At 70.2% G+C, this 25,348-nt stretch carries 14 protein-coding genes and 1 tRNA gene; 9 read left to right on the top strand and 6 right to left on the bottom strand.

The genetic code is table 11. The annotated features are described in order from the left end of the window. Positions 1 to 88 precede the first annotated feature (88 nt). Together ABH937_RS21215 and ABH937_RS21210 are read left to right on the top strand one after the other, a co-directional pair. Positions 89 to 1,600 (top strand): formyltransferase family protein, encoded by a 1,512-nt coding sequence (locus tag ABH937_RS21215; RefSeq protein ID WP_280690587.1) that lies wholly within the window; start codon positions 89 to 91, stop codon positions 1,598 to 1,600. Further along, on the top strand, positions 1,597 to 2,871 hold the full coding sequence (locus ABH937_RS21210) for an acetyl-CoA carboxylase biotin carboxylase subunit family protein (RefSeq protein ID WP_370219108.1): 1,275 nt from the start codon (positions 1,597 to 1,599) through the stop codon (positions 2,869 to 2,871). The genes ABH937_RS21215 and ABH937_RS21210 overlap by 4 nt, the downstream gene beginning before the upstream one ends. Positions 2,872 to 2,951: 80 nt before the next feature. Here the strand turns inward: ABH937_RS21210 and ABH937_RS21205 are convergent, their stop codons facing one another. The 3 genes from ABH937_RS21205 to ABH937_RS21195 form a co-directional block, all read right to left on the bottom strand. Continuing rightward, on the bottom strand, positions 2,952 to 3,737 hold the full coding sequence (locus tag ABH937_RS21205) for an SDR family oxidoreductase (protein ID WP_280690589.1): 786 nt from the start codon (positions 3,735 to 3,737) through the stop codon (positions 2,952 to 2,954). 108 nt (positions 3,738 to 3,845) lie between these two features. Then, positions 3,846 to 9,293 carry an SDR family NAD(P)-dependent oxidoreductase gene (locus ABH937_RS21200; RefSeq protein ID WP_370219107.1) on the bottom strand — a complete coding sequence of 1,816 codons (5,448 nt, stop codon included), beginning with the start codon at positions 9,291 to 9,293 and terminating at the stop codon, positions 3,846 to 3,848. Continuing rightward, positions 9,290 to 14,263 carry an amino acid adenylation domain-containing protein gene (locus tag ABH937_RS21195; RefSeq protein WP_370219106.1) on the bottom strand — a complete coding sequence of 1,658 codons (4,974 nt, stop codon included), beginning with the start codon at positions 14,261 to 14,263 and terminating at the stop codon, positions 9,290 to 9,292. Before ABH937_RS21195 ends, ABH937_RS21200 begins: the two co-directional genes overlap by 4 nt. Positions 14,264 to 14,747: 484 nt before the next feature. Between ABH937_RS21195 and ABH937_RS21190 the strand changes: the two genes are divergently transcribed. Further along, on the top strand, positions 14,748 to 15,515 hold the full coding sequence (locus tag ABH937_RS21190) for a thioesterase II family protein (RefSeq protein WP_280690592.1): 768 nt from the start codon (positions 14,748 to 14,750) through the stop codon (positions 15,513 to 15,515). 168 nt (positions 15,516 to 15,683) lie between these two features. On the opposite strand, the gene ABH937_RS21185 is transcribed toward ABH937_RS21190, so the two are convergent. Then, positions 15,684 to 17,501: a non-ribosomal peptide synthetase gene (locus tag ABH937_RS21185; protein ID WP_280690593.1), complete on the bottom strand. Its 1,818-nt coding sequence runs from the start codon at positions 17,499 to 17,501 to the stop codon at positions 15,684 to 15,686. 145 nt (positions 17,502 to 17,646) lie between these two features. Here ABH937_RS21185 and ABH937_RS21180 point away from each other — a divergent pair, with 145 nt between their 5' ends. The 3 genes from ABH937_RS21180 (at position 17,647) to ABH937_RS21170 (ending at position 19,267) form a co-directional block, all read left to right on the top strand. Next, the gene (locus ABH937_RS21180; RefSeq protein ID WP_370219105.1) at positions 17,647 to 18,459 is read left to right on the top strand and encodes an alpha/beta fold hydrolase; all 813 of its coding nucleotides are present in this window, start codon (positions 17,647 to 17,649) and stop codon (positions 18,457 to 18,459) included. A 270-nt stretch (positions 18,460 to 18,729) separates the two neighbouring features. Next, positions 18,730 to 18,933: a hypothetical protein gene (locus tag ABH937_RS21175; RefSeq protein WP_280690595.1), complete on the top strand. Its 204-nt coding sequence runs from the start codon at positions 18,730 to 18,732 to the stop codon at positions 18,931 to 18,933. A 166-nt stretch (positions 18,934 to 19,099) separates the two neighbouring features. Beyond that, entirely contained in the window at positions 19,100 to 19,267 is a 168-nt protein-coding gene (locus ABH937_RS21170; RefSeq protein WP_370219104.1) for a hypothetical protein, read from the top strand. Between the two features lie 350 nt (positions 19,268 to 19,617). On the opposite strand, the gene ABH937_RS21165 is transcribed toward ABH937_RS21170, so the two are convergent. Beyond that, a tRNA-Pro gene (locus tag ABH937_RS21165) sits at positions 19,618 to 19,704 on the bottom strand. 492 nt (positions 19,705 to 20,196) lie between these two features. Here ABH937_RS21165 and ABH937_RS21160 point away from each other — a divergent pair. Beyond that, positions 20,197 to 20,787 carry a hypothetical protein gene (locus tag ABH937_RS21160; protein WP_370219103.1) on the top strand — a complete coding sequence of 197 codons (591 nt, stop codon included), beginning with the start codon at positions 20,197 to 20,199 and terminating at the stop codon, positions 20,785 to 20,787. A 44-nt stretch (positions 20,788 to 20,831) separates the two neighbouring features. Next, the gene (locus tag ABH937_RS21155) at positions 20,832 to 22,046 is read left to right on the top strand and encodes a helix-turn-helix domain-containing protein (protein ID WP_370219102.1); all 1,215 of its coding nucleotides are present in this window, start codon (positions 20,832 to 20,834) and stop codon (positions 22,044 to 22,046) included. 68 nt (positions 22,047 to 22,114) lie between these two features. On the opposite strand, the gene ABH937_RS21150 is transcribed toward ABH937_RS21155, so the two are convergent. Beyond that, positions 22,115 to 23,230, bottom strand: coding sequence for a Fic family protein (locus ABH937_RS21150; protein ID WP_370219101.1), 1,116 nt, complete (start codon positions 23,228 to 23,230; stop codon positions 22,115 to 22,117). Between the two features lie 246 nt (positions 23,231 to 23,476). Here ABH937_RS21150 and ABH937_RS21145 point away from each other — a divergent pair, with 246 nt between their 5' ends. After that, positions 23,477 to 24,991: a restriction endonuclease gene (locus ABH937_RS21145; RefSeq protein ID WP_370219100.1), complete on the top strand. Its 1,515-nt coding sequence runs from the start codon at positions 23,477 to 23,479 to the stop codon at positions 24,989 to 24,991. Positions 24,992 to 25,348: the final 357 nt, after the last annotated feature.

Here is a 25,348-nt window from a genome sequence, read left to right as displayed (position 1 = left end):
ACCACTCCACTGCTGGTTGGCGGGCAGGGGCGCACTTGTCATCGAGTGCGGCGAACGCCTGCTCGCACGCGGACATCGGGTCGGCGGAATGGCCGGCGAACGGGGCCCGGCCAGAGAGTGGGCAGAACGACGCGGCGTCCCCACCGCCGACCACACCCGCGGCCTGGGCGGACCGCGGCCCGACTACCTGTTCAGCATCGCCAATCCCGAGGTACTCACCGGCGCCGAACTAGCACTGCCTGGCAAGCTGGCGATCAACTTCCACAGCTCTCCGCTGCCGCGCTACGCCGGTGTGAACCAGATGCCCTGGGCGCTGGTGAACGGCGAGCAGGAATACGGCACCACCTGGCACACGATGCGGGAGCGTCTCGACAGCGGCGACATCCTGGTCCAGCGGACGTTTCCGGTCGCAGCCGACGAGACCACCCTGACCCTGAGCATCAAGTGCTACGACGACGGCCTGGCCGGCTTCGACGAGCTGCTGGCGCAGCTGGAGCAGCAGCGTCTGCGACCACGGGCCCAGGACCTGGAGCAGCGCTCCTACTACTCCCGTCGACGCCGTCTGCCGGCAGCCGGGCTGGTCGCGGCCGGTCAGCCCGCCGAGGAGATCGAACGCTGGTGCCGGGCGGCCGACATGGGTCCGACGGACAACGCCTTCGGCGCCCCCAAGATCCTGGTGGGCGACTCACTGGCGGTACTCACGAAAGTCACCTCGCGGGCAGCCTCCGACGAGGATCGCAGCGGTCTCGTGGTGCCCGCTGATCCGGGCACGCTCGCACTCACCACGGGTGGCGGCGATCTCGTCATCCACCGGGTTCGCGGCCTGGACGGCGTCGAGCTGTCGGGGGCCGAGTGGGCCTCGGCCCTCGGCATCGAGGCCGGCCGGCATCTGGACCTCCCCGGCCACGACCTGGCCCGGCTCGCTGGTGAGTGCGACACCGGGTTCAACCGCCACGAGAGCGGTTGGGCAGCTGTGCTGGCAACGGTCCAGCCGATGTCCGAGCACCTGCCGCTGGGGGCTTCGACCGGATCGCTGCCGCCGGACTCCCACACGGCCACCGTCCGGCTCCCCCCGGCGGCCCGGCCGGCCACCCGCACCCGCGAGGGCCGACGAGAGTGGCTGACCGCCGCGGCGCTGGGCTGGGCCGCCTACGCGGCGGGCTTCGGCGGACGGCAGCAGACCTTCTGGTGGAGCGAACCATCCGTCCGAGCCGCAGTCGGCCCCTTGGACCAGCTGTTCGCGACAGCCGTGCCGGTCACCCTCGACACCGACGACGCCGAGATCGAGTCCACGGGCTCCGCCGCCGTACGGCAAGCCGCCGCTCAGGGCACGTTCCTGCGTGACATCGCCGTGCGCCGAGCAGGCGTCCCGCCGCAAGCCCCGCGCCCGACCATCGTCTTCGCCCTGGACACCGGTCCGCTCGGGCTGCGCCCGGCACCGCGGATCACCGTCTGCCTGAACGTGGACGAAGACCGGTTGCACGTCATGGCGCCGGATTCCGACACGTCTTTCACTGTGGCGGCAGTCCTCGCTGCCGCGCTCACCACCCGGGCCCAACGCGTTCAAAGCGGCGGCTCCCGGCAGGAAGGACTCCAATGAACGCTGACACCGCACTGCCGACCCTCGCCCTGGTCTACGGGTTCGGTTCGGTCAGCCCGATCAGCATCATCCAGGCCGCGCAGACGGACGCCCGGCTGCTGTTCCTCATCGACGGGCAGGACCCGCACTGCCGCACGATGCGCCCTGTCCTGGAGGCGCTGGCGCCGACTGTCGACTACAGCACCGCCGAGGACCTGGCGTCGGCGTGTACCGAGGCATCGGAGAGCCCGGTCCGCGGCATCCTGACGTTCAGTGACTCACTGGTGCGCACCACGGCTGGGCTGGCCGCTCGCCTCGGCCTCCCCTACCACCGGCTCGAGACGGCCGCCGCACTGACCGACAAGTCGCGCCAGCGCGCCCTGCTGAACGCGGCCGGCGTGAGCGTGACGCGACAGGTCTCCGTTGCCGACAGCTCCGAGCTGGCGGCAGCCGCGGCAACGGTCGGCTACCCGGTGGTCGTCAAGCCCGTGCACGGCGACTCCGGCCGGTACACGCTGTGCTGTACCGACAAGGACGAGCTGGCGCAGGCCGTCGAGACCGTCCTGCCCGAGCGGCTGGGGGACGGCCCGCACAGCTGGGAGGTCGAGGAGCTGCTGACACCGGGGCGCCATCCGTTCGGTGACTGGCTCGGTGACTACGTGTCGGTGGAGTCGGTCACCGATGCGTCGGGGACCTGGCACTTCGCGGTCAGCGACAAGCTGCCGCTCGCCGCTCCCTTCCGCGAGCACGGGACGATCATCCCCGGCATGCTGCCCCAGGAGCTCCGGGACGAGGTCACGGCGATGGCAGCGGCAGCGGTGCGGGCGCTGGGCGTCGACATCGGCATCACCCATACCGAGCTCAAGCTGACGCCGCAGGGACCACGGGTGATCGAGGTGAACGGCCGCCTGGGCGGCGGGATCGCCCAGCTGATGAACCGGTGCTCGGACCTCGATCCGGTACGGCTGGCGGTCCGCACCGCGGTCGGCTACCCGGTGGACCGGCGGCCTGTGGTGTTCGACGGCTCGGCGCTGTTCTACCTCGCCCTGCCGCCGCAGCAGCGCGTGCGGGTCCGGAGCGCGGCATCCGCCTCCCGGTTCCTGCGCCACCCCCGGGTGTGGGACGTGGATGTGTTCGTCCAGCCCGGCACGGTCCTCGACTGGCGCAACGGCCTGAAGGACCGCGCGTTCACGATCCGGGCCGAGGGCGCGGACCACACGGAGATCGCCGAGGTGGTCCGCTGGCTGGACCACGCCTGCGCGGAGGGCATCGAGTACGAACCCGCCGACTGAGCCGCTCACGCCGGCCGGACGCGCCAAAAACCGCGGGAGCGTGCCGTGTTCTGCTGAACACGGCACGCTCCCGCAGGTTCTCAGGGAAGGTTGAAGCCACCGTCGACCGCGAGGTTGACCCCGGTGATCCAGGCAGCCGCCGGGCTGCAGAGGAACGTGGCCGCGTGCGCGATGTCGTCCTCGGTCCCGAGCCGCCCGAGTGGAATCCGGCCGAGCACATCGGCGAACGCGTCACCGGAGTCGGCCAGCCCGAGCATGTTCGCGGCCGCACCGGCAGTCGGCACCGGCCCCGGGCCGATGCCGTTGACCCGAATGCCGTGCTTCCCCCACTCACCGGCCCAGCTCCGGGTCAGCGACAGGACTCCCGCCTTGGCCGCGCCGGCGTGCGAGAAGCCGGGGAAGCCGCGTTCGGCATCGACCATGCTGATGTTGAGGATGCTCCCGCGGGCAGCCTCGATCATGTCGTTGGCGAAGGCCCTCGTCACGTTGAAGGTGCCGACGAGGTCGATGTCCAGGACCGTCGAGAAGGCCCGCCGGGTCATCCGCTCCGCCGCCATCTTGAAGTTGGCGGCCGCGTTGTTGACCAGGATCGTCGGTACCCCGACCGCACCGAGCACGTGCTCCCGCAGCAGGTCGATGCGCTCCTCGTCCCGGACGTCGCAGAGGAAGCCGCCCGGTGTTCGACCGGTCCGCTCCGCGATACCGGTCATGGCCTGCTCCAGTCGCTCGGGCCTGCGGGCCACGATCACGACCTCGCATCCCAGCCTGGTGAAGCCTTCCGCGATCGCCAGGCCGATGCCGCTGGAACCACCTGTCACCACGGCGGTCTGACCGGCCAACAACCCGTCGGCGAATATTCGGCTCACGCTCCCACTCCTGATCTTCGATTGCGGCCGGCCGCACCGGCCTGGGGCCCGATCGCCAGGGGTGCTCCGGGCGGCACGATCCGCCCGGAGCACCCAGGTCTGCCACGGTCAGCCCGCGCCCAGTGAACGGAGTTCCTCGGCCAGGGCGCCGAGCGTCGGGTATTCGAACAACACGGCGATGCTGAGGTCGATGCGATACCTGGCCCTGATCCGGGTGATCAGGTCCACCGCGGTGAGCGAGTTGCCGCCGAGGGTGAAGAAGTCGTCCCCCGGCCCGATGTCCGGGATTCCCAGCGCGTCGGTCCACAGCTCTCGCATGGTGTCCACCGTCGACTGCTCCGCCGCCTGCGGCAACGCCTCCAGAGTCAGAGTCGGCACCGGTGTCGGCACCGCGGCGGCCCGGTGCTCCGGGGTCCCGGCGGGCACGGGCAACGCTTCGACGGCCGGCCGGGCGACCACGGGAACCCGACGCGCGTCCGCGGAGAGCACCGGTACGCCGTCCCGGAACCGTGCCACCGCGACCTGTCGCGGCGTCCTGGCACCGATCAGCTCAAGCAGCAGCCCGACCCCGGTCTCGGGATCGATACCGGTCTGACCGGACGTGGCGTCAGCCTCCGGCCTGCCGGGAGCCCGCGGCTCGTCCACCTCCGCGACCGGGGTGTCCCCCACGACGAACCCGTCCTCCACCCGTCGCATGGCGAAGCCCTCGATCTCGACCAGCAATCGCCCGTCGGGCGCCACTACATCGATGTCGGCCACGATCAGGCCGTCGGCGCCGCTGCCACGACGGATGTGGCTGTAGATCCGGGCGGGCAGCCGGTCGTACACCACGACCGACCGGTACATGAACGGCAGGTGCGGGGCATCGCGCTCCGGGTCGCGAGCGAAGGCGGTGGCGTTGTCCAGCAGCGCGGGGTGCAGTTCGTGTTCGGTCGCCTCGGCCGCGAACGCCTCCGGCAGGTCCAGCCGCACCAGTATCTCGCCGGGATCCGCCGGGCCGGATCCGACCTCCGTGACATTGCTCCAGCGAGGGCCGAACTCGACCAGTCGGCGCTCCGGTTCCCCTCGCTCCCGGCGGTCGGACAGGGAGACCCGCAGGGTGTCCAGGTCCAGCTGACGAGCGGTACCCGCTGCGCTCTCCACCGTGCCGGTCGCGTGCACCTGCACGTCACCGACGGCCCGGGTGCCGGCGAACGAACGCACCACGAACTGCCATACGTCGTCGCCCGGCGTGAACGCGATCTCCATCGTCCGGGAGTCATGCACCACCAGCGGTGTCCGGAAGACCACCTCGGTCAGCCGGACGGGCGTGGCCGCTCCGTCGAGCACCTGGGCCCGGAAGGCGCGGACCACGAAGTCGAGGTGGCCGGTCCCCGGCAGCACCGCCTCACCGTTGATCCGGTGCTCGTCCAGCATCGGGCACTCGCTCGGGGTCAGCGCGGCCCGCCACACCGGCCCCGCCACCGCCGCGGTCGCCTCCGTCTGCTTCGCGAGACCGGGCACGGCCATCCCGACCGAATTCCAGGCAGGCCAGTTGATGGTCAGGGCACGGCGGGCGAACGGCAGCTGCGTCGCGGCAAAGGCATCGAGGAAGCAGTTCGCGGCAGCGTAGTCCCCGCTCCCGCGCAGACCCCGGAGTGCGGCCGTACTCGAAAAGGCCACGAAGAAGTCGAGACTCGGCCGGTCGGCGAACGCCTCGGCCAGTGCGAGGGAGCCGAGCACCTTCGGCGCGAGCACCGCTTCGGCCTGCTGCCGCGTGCGGAACTGCATCATCCCGTCGCCCGCCACACCGGCGAGGTGCAACACCCCGGCGATCGGGCCGCGCCGGCCGGTGGCCTCGGCCAGCGCCGCGCGCAGGGCCGCCGGGTCGCTCAGGTCCGCGGTGACGATCCGGTACGAGGCCCCCAGCTCCTCGATCTCCTCCAGCCCTGCACGCAGCCGGGTGGTCCGCTCGTCCGCTCCGTCCGGCACCCGGTGCGGCTCCTCGACCTCGGCGAGTCCGGTCCTGCCCAGCAGCAGCAGGTGCGGGCGCAGGCCCGTTCGGACGATCCCCTTGGCCACCTCCAGGCCCAGCCCACCGAGTCCACCCGTGATCAGGTAGCTGCCGCCGGGCCGGAACGCCGTGGCCGTACCGCTCTCGGGCACGAACTGCTGCTCACTCCTGACCCACCGCCGGTCACCGCGCAGGGCCACCACCTCGTGGGACGACCAGTCGGCGAGTTCGTCGGTCAGGTCCTCCTCCGGGACTCCGCGGCCCAGGTCGATCAACTTGCACGCGGTGCCGGGCTCTTCGACGGCAAGAGTCCGGACCAGTCCGTGCAGGGTCGCCTTGACCGCATCGACCTGCTCGCCCCCGGAGACATCCACCGACCGGTCGGTGAGGACCAGCAGTCCGGGAACCGGGTTCCCCGCCGCCCGCCGCGCGCCCTGCTGGACGAAGGCCAGCACGCTGTGGAAGGAACGCTCCGTCTGGCCGGGGGCGTTCGCCACGGTGGGGGGCGCCCACGCGCCGAGCGTGGCAGCGTGCACGACCAGGCGCGGATAGCTGCCGCGCCGCGCGAGCGCGGTGAACACGCGCTCGATGTCCTCGGTGCTGTCACGGCGGATACGGAAGCCCACAGCGGTCTCCCGGTACGCCTCGCCCGGGGTGACCGGAATGACCCGAAGACCGGCTCGCTGCAGTGCTGCGGCCACCTCGCCGGCCGAGGACCGGTCCTCGGGCAGGAGCGCCAGCGCTGTGGTTGCGCCGCCCCGCGCCGATCCGGACCCGCGCGGCTGTTCGGTCCACGAGAGCGTGTAGAACGGCAGCGGCCGCGCCTCGTGCTCGGGCTCCTCCCGCCCGGCCTCCTCATGGCCGACAACGGCGTTGACGACCGCCGCCGCAGCTGCCTCGGTGCTCCCGCTTCTCTCGGCGGGCGTTTCGACCCAGTGGCGCGTGCGCTGGTACGGGTAGCCCGGCACCACCGTACGGCGCCACGTCTCCTGCTGTGCCATCCTCGCCCAGTCGAGCGGGTGGCCCTCGGTCCACAGCACCGCCGCCGCCGCGAGCAGCGACTCCCAGTCGCCGCGCGCCGCCCCCAGGTGCGGCAGGCTCGCCACCACCGCGCTGCGTCCCTGCGTGACCTCGCGGTGCGGCTTGGCCAGGCCGGCGAGGGCCTGCTGGGGCCCCACCTCCAGCAGCAGCTGCGGCCCCTCGGCGAGCATCCCGTCCAGGGCCCGGCCGAACCAGACGGGGGTGGTGAGCTGGTCTGCCCAGAAGTCGGGGTCGACGGCCTGGGCCTCGGTCAGGAGGCCGCCGCTCGCTGCGGAGTACAACGGGATCTCCGGCGCCCGGAGAACGATCCCCTCGAAGGACCGCCGGAACTCCTCGGCCGCCGGTGCCATGGCCTCGCTGTGGAAGGCGTGCGAGGTACGCACGCTCTTCGTGCGGATCCCCCGCTCGGCCAGCAGCCGGGCGAAATCGTCCAGGACAGCCTTCGGTCCGGCTACCACGGTCTGCCGGGGCCCGTTGACCACCGCGACACCGATCGCGGGCGGCAGGAGGTCCTCGATCTCCGTCGGCGCGGCTGACACCGCGAGCATCGCACCGGCCGGCATCGCCGCCATGGCACCGGCCCGAGCCGCCACCAGCCGTGCGGCGTCGGCGAGTTCGAACACCCCGGCCACGGTGGCCGCGGTGAGCTCACCGATGCTGTGACCCAGCAACCGTTCGGGGCGCACTCCCCAGGACTGCCACATCCGGCTCAGCGCCCACTCGACCGCGAACAGCAACGGCTGGGCGAGCTCGGTCCTCTGGAGTTCCTCATCCTCCGTGGCCTCGCGCCAGGCACTCCCGGCAGCGGCACCAGCCTCGTCCAGCAGGGCCAGGCACTCGTCGAACGACTGGGTGAACACCCGGTCGACTCCGTGGAGTCCGGCCGCCATGGCGGCGTGCTGCGAGCCCTGGCCGGGGAAGAGGAAGGCGACCGGGCGGGGCTCCTCGGCGGACCCCGTGACGACGGCCGGGGCGCCCGGTACTCCGCGCAGCGCGGCCGCCGACTCCGCGGCGCTCGACGCCACCACGGCCGACCGGACCACCTCGGCCTTCCGGCCGTGCTGCATCGTGAGGACGGTGTCGGCGAACAGCTCCTCTCCGGCGCCGGCGAGGTGGGCTGCCAGCCTGCTCCGGTACTCCTGTTCGGCCTGCGGTGTCCGGCCCGACCAGACGACCAGACGCGGGCGGTGGTCGGTTTCCGCGGAGTCCCGCAGCGGGGCCTCCTCCAGCACCATGTGCACATTGGTGCCGCCGATTCCGAGTGAATGGACCGCCGAGCGACGCGGCTTCCCGTCGGCACGCTCCCACTTCTGCAGCGTGTCGTTCACGAAGAACGGCGACCGGTCGAACTCGGCCTTGGGGTTGGGCTCGCTGAAGTTGATACTGGCCGGGATCCGCTCGTTCTCCAGCGCCAGCACCATCTTGATGAGGGCCGCCGAACCCGCCGCGTGACCGAGGTGTCCGATGTTGCCCTTGACCGAGGAGAGCGCGATGCTCCCTGGCGTCATGTGGCCGTCCGCGAGGGACCGGTAGGCGTCGTTGAGTGCCGCCACCTCGATCAGGTCGCCCAGTGGGGTACCCGTGCCGTGGGACTCCACGTAGGAGATGTCGGACGGCTCGACTCCGGCCATCAGCATCGCCTCGCTGATCACGGCGGACTGGCCGGCCATGCTGGGGGCACTGAAGCCGATCTTGTCCGAGCCGTCGTTGTTCACCGCGGAGCTGCGGATGACCGCTCGGATATTGTCGCCGTCCGCCAGCGCGTCGCTCAGCCGCTTCAGCGCGACGACACCGACGCCGCTGCCAAAGATGGTGCCGTCCGCATCCCGGTCGAAGGGCCGCACTCGGCCCTCCTTGCTCAACGGGCTGCCCGGGGCCCACCAGTGTCCGTGCCCGAGGGGGAACTCGACGTCCGCCCCGCCGGCCAGGGCGATCTCACACTCGCCGTTGCGCAGGGCCTGAACAGCCAGGTGGGTTGCGACCAGCGAGCTGGAGCAGGCGGTCTGCACAGTGAAGCTGGGCCCCTGGAAACCGAACTTGTAGGACACCAGGGTCGCTACGTAGTCGGTGTTGTTGAGCACCGCGAGCGAGATGCCGGAGGCACTGCGCAGCGCGCTCTCGGTCTTGCCCTCCAGCGCGCCGTAGCGGTTCGCCCCGCCCGAGGCGAAGACGCCGACGTCGGTGACCGTTCCCGGCGCGTACCCCGCGTTCTCGAACGCGGCGTGCGCGGTCTCCAGGAGCAGGCGCATCTGCGGGTGGCACAGCTGTGCCTCACGCGGTGTCAGACCGAAGAACGCGGCATCGAACTTGTCCACGTCCGGTGCCAGTGCGACGGCCTTGACGTAGTCCGGATCGGCGAGGACCTCGTGCGAGACACCGAGAGCCAACAGTTCGTCGTCCGAGGGACGATGAACCGACTCCCTTCCCTCGCACAGGTTCCGCCAGTACTGGTCGACATCGCCGGCGCCGGGGAAACGCCCGGCTATCCCGATGATCGCAATGGGTTCGGCGTACTCGCTCATGCATGCTCCTGGTGACTGCGGTAGAGCTGGCTACGGATGCTCCGGCGGCTTTCCGCGGCACGGACGGCGGTCTGGTTCGGCCGGGGCCGCCGCCCGGTCCGTCGCGATGAGGCGGTAGCGGCGCCGGACAGGTGGGCGGCCAGAGACCGCAGAGTGGTGTGGGTGAACAGGTCGGTCACGGCGATCTGGTCGTCGAACTCCTCGACCAGCCGAGCGTGCAGCCGCAGCACGGCCATCGAGTTGAGCCCGGCGTCGAAGAAGTTCTCGTCCGGGCCGAGGTCGCGATCGATGAAGCACTTGATGTACTCGCTCAGCCGGGCCACGGTCACGTTGTCGATCACTGCCGTCCGCACGCCTGGGGCGGCGCTCGTCCCGACCGGCGGCCGACCGGCGGCCTTGTGGTTGCCGTCCCGAGCGAGGCGTTCGACGACCCTGACCGTGGCGGGCACGGCCGCCTTCGGCAGCCTGGCGGCCAGGTGGGCCCGCAGTTCGGCGGGCTCCGGGGCCGCACCCGGCACTGGTGTGACGTACAGCGTCAGTGTCTCGCCGCCGACCGTCTCGGCCAGGGCCGCGGCGGCCTCGCGGACGCCAGGGTGCCGCAGGGCGACGGCCTCGACCTCTTCCAAGGTCACGCGCAACCCGTGGATCAGGACCTGGCGGTCGGATCGGCCCGCGAGATGGATCCGGCCTGACGGATCGAGCCGGCCGAGGTCGCCGGTGCGGAACGCCGCGGGCCGCGAGCTGTCCGAACCGGAGACGAACCGGTCCTGTCGTTCGGCACCGTCGAGGTAGCCGTCCGCAACCTGACCACCGCACACGATCAGCTCACCGAGCTGCCCGACGCCGCACGGCCGGCCACCGGCGTCGACGACGGCCAGTTCCGTACCGGGAACCGCCCTACCGATCGGCAACGTGGCGTCCGCCGGCAGCGGCTCGTCCGCGACACGGGTCCACGCCGCGATCTGGGGGGTCTCCGTCGCACCGTAGGCGTTCACCAGCGTTGCTCCGGTCACCGTGCGCAGTCTGCCGGCCAACCCCCCGCGGAGCGGTGCACCGCCGGTGACCACCAGCCGAAGGGCCGTCAGGCGCTCGCCGTGGCGCTCCTCGCCGCCGGCCAGCACCAGTTCGAGGAGCGCGGGCGTTGTGTGCAGGACAGTGATCCGCTGCCGAAGCAGGAAGTCGAACAGTCTCGCCGGAGTGCTGTACACGTCGTCCGGGGGAACCACCAGGGTGCCACCGCTGAGCAGCGGCGCCAGGACGTCCCTCAGCAGCGGGTCGTGCCCGAGCCCGGCCAGCAGGGGGACCCGGTCCTCAGGGGTGAACTCGAACTCGCCCAGGTACCAGTCCATCGCGGTTCGCAGCGGACCGGGTGGGACCACGACTCCAGCGGGCCGGCCGGTGGTTCCCGAGGTGAACAGCACATGACTGGCCCCCGGCAGCGAGCGCGGATCCTCGACGCCGTCGGAGAGCACGGGGGCGGCGGAGTCCATCGGCACCGTCAGGGTGTGGGACGGTCGCAGCTGCCGACGGCAGTCGTCCAACCGTCCGCCGGGAAGCGTTCCGTCCACCAGTGCCGCGACCGCTCCCGTTCGCCAGACGGCCAGCAGCGCCACCGCCAGGCGCGGCAGGCGTGCGGTGCGCAGTTCCACGACGGAACCGGTCCCGCAACCGGCCGAGGCGAGCCGGTCGGCCAACTCGGCCACCTCGCGCTCCAGCTGGCCGTAGGTCATGGCCGCACCGTCCGGCATGGCGATCGCCACCCGGTCCGCCTGCCGTGCGGCCGTTTCCATGACCTGTGCGACCACCGGCCGGCCGGGAACGGAGCGCTGCGGGGCTTGGTGCCGGCGAACCGCCAGGTCGGTCATCCGCCCGGTCCGCAGGTCGAGCGCGTCCAGCTGGGAGGCCGGATCCTCGATCACCTGGTCCAGCACCGCCAGGCACTGGTCGACCAGCTCGTCGGCCACGGCGGACGCCACCCGGTCGACGGCCCGCACCAGGTCGATCCGGTATCCGCCGTCACCCGCGACGTCGCGCCGCAGGTAGAAGTTCAGGTCGAACAGGGCAGGTGTCCAGGGGGTCTCGTACTCCTCGACAGACAGGCCGGGCAGGGACGGAGCAGGCGCCGACTGGCTGAGGTCGTTCAGCCAGACCTGGAAGAGCGGGTTGCCGGTGGGCTGGGTGGGCACACCCAGCGCCTCGACGACGGCGTCGAAGGCCGGCCTGTGGTGCTGCAGGCCCTCGACCTGCCGCTGCCTCGCATGAGCGAGCAGCGCGGTGAAATCCCGGTGGTCCCGCACGTCGACCCGGATCGGCAGGCTGTCCACGAGGAATCCGACGAGTTGCTCTTCCTCGACGGTCCGCCGTCGCGACGCCGCCATGCCGAGCACGACGCTGTGCTGCCCGGACCAGGCTGACAGGACGACACTCACACAGGCCAGCAGAAGGGTCGCCGGGGTGACCGCGGCTCGCGCGGCGAGTTCGCGCATCTTCTGGCTGCGGTCCGCTCCGAGCGAGCGGCGGTGCGCCTCCCCTGCCGTGTCCGGCGGACCTTCCGACGGCCGCTGGAAAGGCAGTCGAAGTTCGCGGGGCGCCTCCGACAGGCGCTCCCGCCAGTGGTCCAGGTCGGCCTGCCACCGCGGCGAGCCGACCTCGCAGGCTTCGCGCTCGGCATGGCCGGCGTGGCTCGGTGCCGGTTCGAAGACGGGCCGAACTCCCCGCAGCGCCGCCGCATAGGCGGTGGCGAGGTCCGCGAGGACGATCTCGGTGGTCCGCTGGTCGGCGATGACGTGGTGCAGGGAGAGGACGAAGCAGCTCTCCCCGCCCGCCAGGGAACGGAACAGGCCAGCCCGGAGCAGGGGTGCTCGATCGAGCGCGATCGGGTCGCGCACCAACTCGTCCGTGAACCGTTCGATGGACCTGTCGGTCAGTGCCTGCACGGCCGTCCGCTCCACCAGGGTGGGCGCTGCGCTCACGTCGTACCGCCAGCTCGGCTCCTCGCTGCCGACCACCCTTGCGCGCAGCGCGTCATGCCGGTCGACGACCGCGGCGAGAGCCGCTTGCAGTGCGGTCACCGAGACCTCGCCGCGCAGCCGGAGCACGGAGAGCACGTGGTAGGCGGAGGAGTCGGGGTGCAGCTTGCTCCACAACCAGAGCCGGCGCTGCCCGGGAGCCAGCGGCGAGGACCCGCTCCTGCGGTCCGGCGCGTCCGACTGGGCCCGCACCGCGGTCGAAGGCGCGCACGGGACGGCATCGGCTGCCTCCACGAACGCCTCCAGCTCCTTCAGCGACGCGTTCTCGTCGAGTAGCAGCCGCAGCGGGACCTCGACCCCGAGGTGCTCCAGACACCATCCGGCCAGCCGTGCCGCGAGCAGCGAATGGCCGCCGAGACTGACGAAGCCCTCGGTGTCGCCTTCCGTGCCCTCGGGCCGGGCCACCAGGTCCCACCAGGTGCCGGCCAGGTCCGAGGTGTCCGCGGCCCCGGGCATCCGCGAGGGCGCTCGGTGTCGGCCGAGCACCTCCCGCAGTCGGCGCCGGTCGGCCTTGCCGCTGTGTCCCAGCGGGATCGCGTCGAGCCACGTGACGCCGGAGGGCACGTAGGCCGACGGCAACCGCTCGCTCAGGTAGGACCGCAACTGCGACTCGGTCGGCTCGCGATCCGCGAACGCCGGGCGTGCCGTCACCGCCGCCAGCAGCCGGGACTCGCCGGGCTCCCGCCCCTCCACCACCACCGCGACGGCATGGCCGACCGCCGGGTGCCCGCCCAGGACCTGTTCCACCTCGCCCAACTCGACCCGCACTCCGCGGATCTTGACCTGGTCATCGGCCCGGCCGAGGTATTCGAGGCCGCCCTCGACCTCACGGACCAGATCCCCGGTCCGATAGCAGGTGGCGCCCCCGACACGCCGGAAAGCCGCTGCGGTGGCGTCGGGCCGGTTGACGTACTCCCGGGCGACCGGGACACCGCCGATCCACAGTTCACCGACGTCGCCGGCCGCGACCGGCTTCCGCTCGCCGTCCAGGACGTGGAGCACGCAGTTGTCGATCGGCCTGCCGATCAGCACCCGGTCCCCGACCTCCAGGGTCCTGGGCACCGGCCAGTACGTGACGTCGATGGCGGCTTCGGTGGGTCCGTAGAGGTTGTGCAACTCGGCGTCGAACACCTGGTGGAAGCGGACCGCCACGGCCGCCGGCAGAGCCTCCCCGCTGCAGAACACGCGACGCAGTGATGCGCCGTCGCGGCCACTGGCGCTCTGGAGGAACACCGCCAGCATGGAAGGGACGAAGTGACAGGTCGTCACCTGGTACCTCCGCACGAAGCGCATGACCAGGGCCGGATCGCGGTGGTCGCCCTCGGGCATGAAGAGGCACTGGGCTCCTGCGATCAGCGGCCAGAACAGCTCCCAACCTGACACGTCGAACGTGCACGGGGTCTTCTGCAGAACGACGTCGTCCTCGGCGAGACCGTAGTGGCGGTCCATCCACACCAGGCGGTTGCACAGTGCGGCACTGCCCAGCAGCACGCCCTTCGGCGCGCCGGTCGAGCCCGAGGTGAACAGGACGTACACCGGGTCGTCCGGCGCGACCTTGCGAAGTGGCCGCAAGGCGTCGTGCTGCGGCGCCCCGGGAAGCGGTACCAGCGGGAGACCGGTCAACGCCTCACAGAGGTCCGCGGAATCCGCCACCACGGCCAGCGGTCGCGCGTCGGCGACCATCGACGCCACTCGGGTGCCCGGCTCCTCCAGGGACACCGGCAGGTACCAGCAACCGGCCTTGAGAATGCCGAGGAAGGCGACCAGCACATCGACGCTCCTGGCCAGTCGGACCACGACAGCGCCCCGACGTCCTCCCGTGGCCGCCTCGACCGCGACCGCGAACGCGTCGCTGAGCAGGTCGAGTTCCCGATAGGTCAACTGACGATTGACATCCCGGCAGGCAACGGCCTGCGGAGAGCGGAGGGTACTCTCCCTCACCAGGCCGGGCAGGCCCCGATCGTAGGAGTGGACGATCACCGGCCCGCTGAGTACAGGACGCGGCCCTCGCGTATCGGCTGCATGGTTCACTCGTTCGCCCTTCCGGGTCACCGATGGTCTGCTCGGCGCTCAGCCGCTGCTCCGGCATGACATCGCTACGGCCCGGTACGGGACATCGCCTTCAACGGACGGCCCGGGCGACGCCGACCGGACCACGGCAGAGCGCGGCAGGAATGAGCGCGGTCAGGCGCATCGGAGTTCTTCGCTGATTATGCGCTTTCCTGGGATTGCGGCACTGACCCTCATCAGCATGGGGACTCGGTCCACCGCCGGACCATTGAACCGCCATCATCTCCCCATATGCGGGCTTTCCAGGCCGTCGGCACTGCCATCCGAGGCCCCTGCTGCCTTACTGTGCATTTGTCGCCGATCGGCGAGCGAGAATAGTACGGCTGCCCTGGAGCCGTGGAATCAGGAGGAGCCCATGCGATCACGATCCTCGTCGAAATGGCTCACGCTTCCCGTCGAGCGACCGCAGGCCCGTGTCCGGTTGTACTGCTTGCCGCACGCCGGCGGTGGGGCGTCGACCTACTGGCCGTGGGCCCGCGCGGTCGCCGACTTCATCGAGGTCTGCCCGGTCCAACTGCCGGGCCGTGAGTCGCGTTTCGACGAGTCGGCGCTCGGGTCAGCCGACGAGATAGCCGATGCCCTGCTCGACCGGATCGTCGAGAGCGACGACCGGCCCTATGCCCTTTTCGGTCACAGCATGGGCGCCGCAGTGGCCTTCCAGGTCGCCAGGAATGCCGCCCGCCGCGGGCGCCCGGGCCCGATCCACCTCTTCGTGTCGGCATTCCATTCGCCCACGCTGCCCTACCGGCGCACCGCGGTCTCGACACTCCCTGACCGCGAGCTGATCCACTCGCTGTCCAGCTACGGCGGAATTCCGAAAGCACTCCTGGAGGCCCAGGAGTACTTGCAACTGCTGCTGCCCGCCATTCGCCAGGACTTCTCCGTGGTCGAGTCGCTTCCCATCGCAGCGGCCCGTTCGCTCGACTGCCCGGTCACCGTGTTCGGTGGCGCCGACGACGAATACGTGACGCCCGAGGAACTGGCGACCTGGAGGGAGACGACCTCCGGCCACTGCACCGTGCACGTCCTTCCCGGCGGGCATTTCTATCTCCGGGATTCCGCGGAGACCGTCCTCGCGAAGCTGGCCGATGACACGGCCCTGCAGCTGGAGCTCAGTCGCTGAGCGTGCTCCTCCAGGCCCACCGGGGCGGCCGTCCCTCGACAGGCCGTCACGGACACGTCGAAGCTCCGGTCGGACGAGGCGACTTGAGAAAGGTCGCCCCGTTCGACCAGAGCTTCGACGTGCCGTCAGCAGCGCACGGGGACGACACGCCGTGAAGCCGGAGCCGACTCAGCCGGCCGTCCCCGGGTTCTCGGCCGGGTGGCCCGGGTCGTCGGCGAGCGCGGTGTCGATTGCGGCAGCAAGATCTTCGAGGACCGGGTTGTCCAGGATGCACCGGAAGCCGACGGAGGCGCCGAGGTCCTGCTGTACCCGCCGCACGATGTTGAACGCCGAGAGCGAGTTCCCGCCCAGGGTGAAGAAGTCGTCGCTCGCACTGACCATGGTCACGCCCAGCAGCTCGCACCACAGGTCGGCCAGGAAGCGCTGCGTTCCCGGCCGGGTCGGGGCGGGGGCCGGCTGCCCGCGCTCGGCATGGCTGGCCAGCTCGATCAGCGCGGCACGGTCGCGCTTGCCGTGGTCGTTCACCGGAATCGCCGGAATCCTCACGAACCGGGACGGAACCATGTAGTCGGGAAGTTCCTCGGCGGCGAGGAAGCGCAGGTCTTCGGAGCACAAGGCGTCTTCGTGGACCACGAAGGCGATGAGGTGCCGGGCATCGCCTTCACCGGCCGACAGCACCGCGACGTCCGTCACGCGCGGGTGTCGCTGGAGCAGGCGCTCGACCTCCCCCGGCTCGACCCGGTAGCCGCGCACCTTGACCTGATCGTCCACCCGGCCGACGAATTCGAGGTTGCCGTCAGGTCGTTGTCGGACGAGATCACCGGTGGCGTACATCCGGTATCCACCACTCGTGGCCTGGTCGGGCCGGAACTTCTCCTTGGTGAGCTCCGCGTTGTTGGCGTAGCCACGCGCGACTCCGAGCCCCGAGACGTGCAGTTCGCCGACCTCACCGGGCCTGACGGGGCGCTGCTCGTCGTCGAGGACGTGGGCCGCCGCGCCGGCCAGCGGACGGCCGATGGGGACGGTCGTGTCGCCCGGGTCCACGTGGTCCACCCGATGGAACACGCAGGCGGTGGTCGCCTCCGAGGGGCCGTAGAGGTTGAACAGCGAGCCGGAGAAGCCGCTCTCCAGCAGGGCCCGGCAGGAGGCCGGGGAGAGGACGTCGCCGCCGGTGTGCAGGATGCGCAGGGAAGAGAACGATGTCGGGTCCTCCCGCATCATCGTGTTGGCGAAGGCGGTCGGCACCAGCAGCACGCTGATGCGCTGTCGGCGCAGCTCCGCTCCCAGCCCGGTGGCCAGGAGATCGGCGGCGGGAGGCAGAACGACGATCTCGGCGCCCTGCGCCAGGCTGCACCACACCTCGAAGTGGAAGGCGTCGAAGGACACGTTGGAGATCTGCCCGACACGTTCTCCCGCCAGCGGAGCGGGAAGGGCCGGATTCCTGGCGAACGAAACGAGGTTGCGGTGTTCGAGCACGATCGCCTTGGGCGTGCCGGACGAGCCCGAGGTGAAGAGCACGCTGGCAGCGGAGCCTGGTTCGGCGGGCGAGGACGCGGGCGGTGCCGCCATGCCCGGAGCCGTCCACTCAAGGATCTCCGCATCGAGTCCGGCCGGCAGCCGGTCGGCACCGGCGGAATCGGTCAGCACGGCCTTGGCGCCGCTCTCCCGCAGCATCAGGTCGCGCCGGGAGTCCGGGTACCCGGTGTCCACGGCCACATAGGCGGCTCCTGACTTCAGGATTCCCAGCAGCCCGACGACCAGGTCCGCCGAGCGGGGGAGGTACAGGACCACCCGGTCCTCGGATCCCAGCCCGCGGCCCTGCAGCAGGTCGGCCACCGCGTCGGACCGCTCGTCCAGGTCGCGGTAGGTCAGGGTCTGTCGCCGGTCGCTGACAGCGGCCAGGTCCTGGTGGTGCGTCACCGTCTCGCGGAACAGTTCCACGAGAGTGCCGCTGCTGAACCCCGGGTCGTAGAGAAGCTCCGTCATGCCTACGTACTCTGTCGAACCAGGCGCATCGCATTGCCATCGATCTGGCATTCGCTGCGCACGATGGCCGGCGGTTCGGCCGGCGTTGGCCTGTGCACCGGATCATCACCTGCGCATGCGCTCGGACGGCCGCTAGGGTGAGTCCATGGGACACGAAGCTGTTCACGTGACGGTGTGGAACGACTCGGGATCGGACGCGCCCCGGGTGCTGCTGGTGCACGGCACGATGACCTGGGGGACGGACTGCTTCGCTGCCCAGCGTCCGCTGGCCGATGCCTTCCGGCTCGACGTCATGGACCGGCGCGGCTTCGGGGACAGTCCTGACATCGAGCGCAGCGACTACGAGGTGGACGCTGACGACGTCGTCGAGCTGCTGGGCGCGAGCGCTCACCTGGTCGGGTACTCCTATGGCGGCGTCGTCGCGATGATCGCCGCTGCGCGCAAGCCCGAGGCGGTCCGTTCGTTGGCGCTGATCGAGCCGTCGGCCCTGCGGGTGGCGGAGGAACACCCGGTCGTGGCCGCCGCGTTGGACCGGCTCCGGGCGACCGTCGGCGCGGAGCGCGAGCCGGTGAGCCCGGAGGACTACCTGCGGATGTCGACCGAGCCGTACGGACTGCCCTGCCCGGAGCTCACCCCGCGCAGGATCCGGGCCACACGGACGGCGATGGATGAACGGCCCTGCTGGGACGCGCAGATCACGCTCGCGCCGCTGGCCGCAGCGACCTGGCCGAAGCTCGTGGTCAACGGCACCTGGGAGACCGCCGCACAGCCCTACCGGGAGTTCGTGGGCGACGCCATCGCGGCCACTGGCCAGTTCATCGCGGAGCGGATCGGAGCCGACGCGGTGCGGGTCGCCGGTACGGACCACTACCCGCACCAGGACCGCCATCAGGTGGTGAACGAGTTGCTCAGGGAGTTCTGGACGCAAGGGCGTTCCAAGACCCCGGTGATCATGTGAGTCCGCAGGTCGTCGAGGCGGTGTGACTAGTGCGGGTCAGGCCGTCACGGACCTCCGTGGTCCGGTAGATGACCTTCCCCTCATAGCGTAGAGGCCATCGCCGGGCCGTCCACGACGTCGCCCACCAACTGGTCGATTGGGCCGAACAGCGCTACCCCCGGCTCGACTTCGACCGGCACGCCGTCCGGGGGGGTCACCGAGGAACTCGCCCGCTTCGCCCGCAACCACGCATCGTGGAGCGCCGCCGGCATCAGCGCCGAGGACCTGCTGGTGAGCGTCGCCGACAAGGTCTGGAAGGGCAAGCGCGTCACCGATCTCGAACAACTAATGATCGAGCGCCTCGCCGAGGCTGGCCACCAACAGCCCTGGGAAGCGTTCGTGGCACTCGACGATGTTCTCGACCACATCGCGCAAGACGCCGAACGCAGGCTGGCCTTCCAAGCTGAGCACCCAGTCGCTCCCGGCATGGGATGAGCGCCCAACGCACTGACGCATGCCGCATACCTGCAACCTCTCCGCCAGCCTGATTGGGATCCGCACCAGGGGCCGAGGGTGCCAGGTGAAGACCGTCGGGAGCGACTGACCTCGCCGTCCTGGTGGGGTGCCGATCCGGGCGACGCATCGTCTGGCGACGGGCGGAATGCGTCCCACCGCGAACATCTACAGCCACCTGACCTGGGAAGTGGCGATGGCCGCGGTCCACACCATCGAAGCCAGGCTCTGCCTCGTCGAAGCCCGCGCGTGCGGCGTTGACGTCCTCGCCCTCAGCGGCCCGGCACCGAACCCTCTCTTCAGCCACGCCGCCTGACGGCGCTACAGCCACGTCCCACGCCAGGGGTCACAGAACACCGGGCAGCCGGTCCACAGCTGACGTCCACTCAAGCAACCGCCCACAAACGGATGCCGCGGGTCTCACAGGCATGCCCGCCCACAGAAAAATCAACGTCACTCCGACGCCGAACCGAGTCCGAACGGCCTGTCAGCTGCGCTCAACTCGCCAGCGAAGGAGGACCCAGCCACCCTGAGACGCTCCCGAGTGCAGGTAGTGCCCTCCGGAGCGCGACGTGAACGAGCGTTCACGACCACACTGCGACCACCAACCACGAAGGCCGTCTCCGCCATCCAGCGGAAACGGCCTCTGACCTGCAGTGATGCAAGTCGGGACGACAGGATTTGAACCTGCGACCCCTTGACCCCCAGTCAAGTGCTTCAAGTAGTGTCGCCAGCCAGGATCTGACGGTCCTGGCTTCTTTGTTGTCTCAACTACATGGACTAGAGGGCGTGTTAGAGATTCTCGGTGCTCTCTGGCGACTGAGGGCCGGCGACGGGCGCGAGGCACAGGCAGCGTCAATTTCGTGCACAGGCGTCCGTTATGACCCATGGGCGCTCATTGGCGCTCATGGCGCGTGGTCCCCAACTGGTCCCCAGGGCCGCGGGAGGCCGCCGGTTACGGCGTGCAACCGGAATCTGGCGGTCCTTCAGCTGCTCCCGCCGGTATCGCCTCGCTGCCCCCCTGATCGCGCCCCGGCAGCGCTCTCCGTCTGGGCGAGCGCGGGCAGATCAAGGTCAACTACCCATCGGCTACGCATCGTCATCTTCCAGGCGGTGTGTCTTCTTGAGCGTGTCCTGCCCGGTCGGTCTCGAAGTGCCTCGCGCCCCGCGCTGCGCGCTCTGCCGACACGCCCGACCACCCGGCGAACCTGAACTCGGAACCACCAATCCGACAAGGAGAAGCCCATGGGACAACGGACGAAGCGCGGCAGGGTCTACCGTCGATGCGGCTGCCAGGACGAGAACAAGAAGCAGCTCGGCCCCTGGTGCATGCGACTGTTGGAGGACGTGAAGCACGGCACGTGGACCTACGCCGTCGATCTCGCCCGCGAGGACGGCCGGCGCCGTGTCCGCCGCCGGGGCGGCTTCGCCAGCCACGCGGAAGCCGCCCGCGAGATGGCCGCCGTCCTGGACGGCGAACTGCGCGGCGTCTACGAGAACCGCCGCACCACCGTCGCCAGCTACCTACGCGAATGGCTCGCCGCGAAGAAGGAAGTGCTCGCCCCGAACACCTACGCTGGCTACAAGGCTTGCGTCGAACGGGATCTGATCCCCGCCTTCGGCCACCGCAGGCTCCTCGACCTGCGCGCCAAGCACATCGACGACTGGATCACCACCCAACTGGAAGCCAAACGGGGCCGCGTCACCGTCTACCGGGCCGTCTCCACCCTGCGCAACGCGCTGAACGCCGCCGTCAAGCCGCATATGGACCGCGTCGAACCTCCCGGCCTACACCCCTGCCGGGCTCCGCGAGCCACCGATAGCGTGCCGTTGTGACGTACACATCGCTGCATCGCACACTCGGAGTCCCAGCAGGACCTGTGACCGAGAAGATGATTCTTGACGCCGTACATGCCGGAGTGGGCGAAGCCGAGGACCTGGATTGGAAGGCTGCTGTCGACGAGATCAAGGACCCGAAGGAGTTCGCCAAGGACGTGGCCGCGATGGCAAACACCCTGGGCGGGATCATCGTCTTCGGCGTTCGCGAAGACGGTGCCGAGCATGCAAGCGAGCTGGTCGGTGTCGCCAACCCGCAGTCGCAGGTCCAGAGCCTGCGGGGCCGGGCGGCCATGGTGCGCCCGTTCGTACCGGCGCTGCGGGTCTACTCCGTCCCTTTGAGCCAACCGGATCTGGCCGGCACTCACGTCATCGTGGTGGAAGTTCCCCGAAGCGCCGAGGCTCCCCACCTTGTGCCCCAGACGAAGGAGTCGTGGGGGCTGCCCAGGCGCAGAGGCAGCGACACCGACTGGCTCGGAGAAAGCGACCTCGAATCCGCCTACGCGGCCCGGTTCCAACGCCGGCGATCCGCCGAGGAGCAGCTCGCAGAGCTGGCCGACCAACTCCTGTCAGACCGGCTGCTCCACACTGACACGAGCATCTGGGTCACCGTCAGCGCTTCCTGCTCGATGCCATCGACCGTCACCACCAGCCGGGTCGTCGACGGGACCAGAACCGAACCGAGCATGCTCGCCGCCCTCGATCTCCTCCCCGAGGGCAACATGCTGCGAGATGTCTTCACCATCGCGTCTCCGAGGGCAGGACTGCGCCGTGCGGTCGTCAGCACGGACATCCCTTACACCGGGACCAGCACACGAGGGCATATCGAGCTGCTCCACGACGGATCCTTCGTGGGTGCGCTGAACGCGGGCTTCGCCGAACCCGTCGACGGCACCCACTTCGTGGTCCAAGCTCGACTGGAGAGCGCCGTCCGAGACCTGCTGACAGTGGCCGTCCTGCACGCCGACCGCCGCCACGCCGACGGCATCCTGCAAGTCCGCGTCTCCGTAGCCCTCAGCGACAGGTTGCCATCCGCGCAGCTCGCCCTCACCAATCAGCGGTACACGCGCGAGACCCCGCAACCCGTACCCAACAGCATCACGCTGCGCCGGATCGTTCCCGTGACCGCCGAGACGCCACTGGCCGACTTGGTCTCCACCGCTCGGGCCCGGGAACAGCTCGTCAGGCAACTCGCCCTCGACCTGGTACACCAGTTCGCGGTGACGTCACTCACCGCCCTGTCCACCACCACCGGCTGACCCGTCGGCAGAGCGGTGGCCCCGCGCATTCGACGGAACGCTCTCGCAGGCATCGCCCCCCGCCAGGTCTACGCGTATGGGTCGCGCAGCGGTCGGGGCTCGCGCGCCCCGCTCGTGATCTCCTCCGGCAGGTCCGGGCCAGCGGTGTAGTAGCGGCCCTGGGCCTCGCCCTTGGCTGCGAGCCAGCCGGCCCGGACCAGTTCGCGGATGTCGCGCTGCGCCTGCTGCTCGCTGAGTTCGGCGTCAGCCTGGTAGGTGGCGCGGCGCACGCGGTTGCCCATGGCGGCCGGGTAGAGGGCGTAGAGCATGCGGTCGGGCCAGCCGCGCTGCTCGATGGCTTCGTCGAGGGCGGACCAGACCTCGCGGGTGGTGTTCACCTGGCGCTCGACGCTCTGCGCCTGCTGATGATGGGCGCGCAGGCAGAACCGCACCCACGGGAGGGTGTCGCGTTCCGGGGTCCAGACGGGGCCACCGACGTCGGCGAGGATGTCGTAGTAGCGGTAGGTATTGCGGGCCCGGCCGAGCCACTCCTCGATACTGGAGAACTCCGGCGCCATGATCCCCTCGCGGGCCAGCACCAGGGTGTGCAGGGCGCGGGACATCCGCCCGTTCCCGTCCGACCACGGGTGGATCGCCACCAGGTTCAGGTGCGCCATCGACGCCCGCACCAGCCCCGGCTCCCCCAGGTCGCCCTCGTTCAGCCACTGCACCAATTCGCCGGTCAGCTGCGGCACCTGCTCAGCGTCCGGTGCCGTGTAGGCGGCGATCGTCGGATCCTCCGCCGAGGTGACGTACACCGGCCCGGAGCGCCACCAGCCGGGCCGCTTGAGCAGGTGGTGGCCCTGCATCATGAAGTGCAGCGCGTTCAGCAGGCCCTTGCTGTAGGCGAAATCGTCTCCGGCCTCGGCAAGGCGTTGGATGTAGGTCATCGCCTGCCGGTAGCCATCGATCTCGGCGGCTACGGTCTCACTCGCGTCGATCGGTGCCTCGCCGACCATGATGTCCTCGACATCCGACACGCTCGCCGCGTAACCCTCGATCGTGTTCGACCCGGCGATCGCCCGCGCGGTCAGATTGCGCCGCAGCTGCCCCTCCCACCGCCGGGACGTGCGCAGATGCAGCCGAAGCCGGTCCCGCATCTCCTCGATCTCGGCGAGAACCCGCAGGTCCGCTTTCTGCAGCACGGGCGATGAATACAGCATGCGACTATGACACCATCATGGGATCATCGCGTCAAGCCGTGGACTCCACGCGCCAACGGCTTCCTGCTGCTGCCGCCCGCCGTGGTCATTAGAGGCCAAGGCGCCACTGGGCTCTCGCCCGTCGTGGTTCGGGACGGGCAGGCCCGGGTAGTGCTGCTGGCGTAGCCGTTGGGGCCGTTCGCAGGAGGGTTCGTTGCCGTCCGTGCGGCGGTGAGCTGAGGGGGGCCGGTGGCGCGCCGGAAGACTGTGTCGGAGTTGCTCGCGGAGGCGTACCTCGCCAAGCAGCAGGCGAAGGCCGCGGAGGCTCTGGGCGGCGAGCCGGCGAACAAGCCGGCGTCCAAGCCCGCCGCAGGCCAGCGCCCCAGAAAGCCCCGGCGGCCCGATCCTGACGCCGAGCACAAGCGGCTGCTGGCCGCCGGCGAGAAGATCCTGACCCGCGAGGACGCGGCGCGCGCAAAGGAAGCCTCCCGCGTGGAAACGGGGTTGGCCAAGCGCCAGGCCGCACGCCTTCGGGAGGCCCAGTCGACGGAACGTGAACGCGTTCGGGCCGAGAGGGAGCAGCATCGGCAGGAGCGCGAGGCGCTTGCCCAGCGCCTCAAGGACGACGTCGAGCTTCGAACGCGCCAAGTTCTGCGACGGCGTGAGGAGTTGGAAGCGGTGCTGTCTCATCGCCCCGAGGGCCTCGACGAGTGGCATCCGCTGGTCGAGCAGGCGCTGGTGCACGGCGGTGCGGTGGGCGTGGCGGAGGTCGTGGCGGACCTGCTGCGGCGCTCCCCGGTCCCCGAGGGCTGCCGGGACAGCACAGAAGTCGTCTACGTCCCCGAGGCCCGGCGGCTACTGGTCGACATGGGTCTTCCCCCACTTGATGTGCTTCCCACGGTCACGGCGTACCGCCTCGTCGCGCAGCGCGCGGAGATCGTCGCACAGCCGGCGAAGGAGGCCGACCAGCAGGATGCGTACCGCCGGCTGGTGGCCCGGCTCGCGTTGCGGGCGCTGGACGAGGTGTTCTCGGTGACGCCCGCCGCCCTGGTGGACGATGTGCTCCTCAACGGACATGTCAGTACGACGGATCCCGCGACCGGGCGAGCGGTGCGCCCGTGCGTGGTGAGCTTGGTGGCACAGCGGGAGGACTTCGCCGAACTGGTGCTGGACGAGCCCAAGCTCGACCCGCAACGGTGCCTGCGCAGCCTTGGCGCTGTGGTCTCCAAACACCCCTACGATCTGGAGCCGGTGCCGCCGGTCGTCGAGTTCGACCCGTCGCGGTACAAGCTCACCGAAGATGCCTCCGTGGTCGCCGGGTTGGACAGTCGGCCGGACCTGCTCCAGATGGACCCGTTCGCCTTCGAGCGCCTGGTGCGCGAGCTGTTCGAAGCGATGGGCTACGAGACCTGGCGCACCCAGAACTCTCGCGACGACGGCCTGGACGCGGTCGCGGCCAAGCGCGACCCGGTCGGCGTCACCGTCATCGCTATCCAGGCTAAGCGCTCCAAGAACCTGGTCAGCCCGGGAACCGTCCGCGCCCTGCTGGGCACCGTCGAGGACAAGGACGCCAGCCGCGGTGTCCTGGTGACCACCTCCTGGTTCGGAAAGGCCAGTTACGACATCGTGCAGCGCAACGGCCAACGCCTGGACCTCATCGACGGCCGCAACCTGAAAGCCCTGCTACTCGAGCATCTCGGCATCGACGCCCTGATCGGGCTGCCCAAGCTGCCGCCGGGTTGGCAGGCCAGGGACCTCACCTGACGCAAGTCCAGCAGCGCGCTCCTGCCATCCAATCCGTGCTTCCGAATGCGTCGAGCAGCGTCGCTGAGCTCCGAGTAGCCGCACGAGCCGATTCGCCGCGTCGGAGTCGGGCTGCACGGGCCGGGTCCCATCGCCGACCGGGTCTGCGATCCGGGCGGATGGGCGGTTGCGGCTCGTAGTGGCACAGCTGATCGGCAGTTTCCTCACGCCATTGTGCTGGCCTAACTCACGTGTGGATCATCGAAGTTGTTGATTTCCGTGCCGGTCCGCTTGTCACCGCCCGTGCTTACGCTGGTGGTATGGCGAATGGCGTGTTCCACACCGGATACGGCATCACGATCAACCTGACCCTCCCCG

This window comes from Kitasatospora sp. GAS1066B (genome assembly GCF_041262605.1).
Lineage (GTDB): Bacteria > Actinomycetota > Actinomycetes > Streptomycetales > Streptomycetaceae > Kitasatospora.
Note: the sequence above shows the minus strand (reverse complement) of the source record. Positions and strands in the feature narration are given on the sequence as shown.

Bases quoted from the DNA above. Each gene is read 5' to 3' on its own strand.
- ABH937_RS21190 (WP_280690592.1), top strand. From the start codon at position 14,748: ATGCGATCACGATCCTCGTCGAAATGGCTCACGCTTCCCGTCGAGCGA.
- ABH937_RS21215 (WP_280690587.1), top strand. From the start codon at position 89: ATGGCCGGCGAACGGGGCCCGGCCAGAGAGTGGGCAGAACGACGCGGC.
- ABH937_RS21210 (WP_370219108.1), top strand. From the start codon at position 1,597: ATGAACGCTGACACCGCACTGCCGACCCTCGCCCTGGTCTACGGGTTC.
- ABH937_RS21200 (WP_370219107.1), bottom strand. From the start codon at position 9,293: ATGAGCGAGTACGCCGAACCCATTGCGATCATCGGGATAGCCGGGCGT.
- ABH937_RS21180 (WP_370219105.1), top strand. From the start codon at position 17,647: ATGGGACACGAAGCTGTTCACGTGACGGTGTGGAACGACTCGGGATCG.
- ABH937_RS21170 (WP_370219104.1), top strand. From the start codon at position 19,100: ATGCGTCCCACCGCGAACATCTACAGCCACCTGACCTGGGAAGTGGCG.
- ABH937_RS21160 (WP_370219103.1), top strand. From the start codon at position 20,197: ATGGGACAACGGACGAAGCGCGGCAGGGTCTACCGTCGATGCGGCTGC.
- ABH937_RS21185 (WP_280690593.1), bottom strand. From the start codon at position 17,501: ATGACGGAGCTTCTCTACGACCCGGGGTTCAGCAGCGGCACTCTCGTG.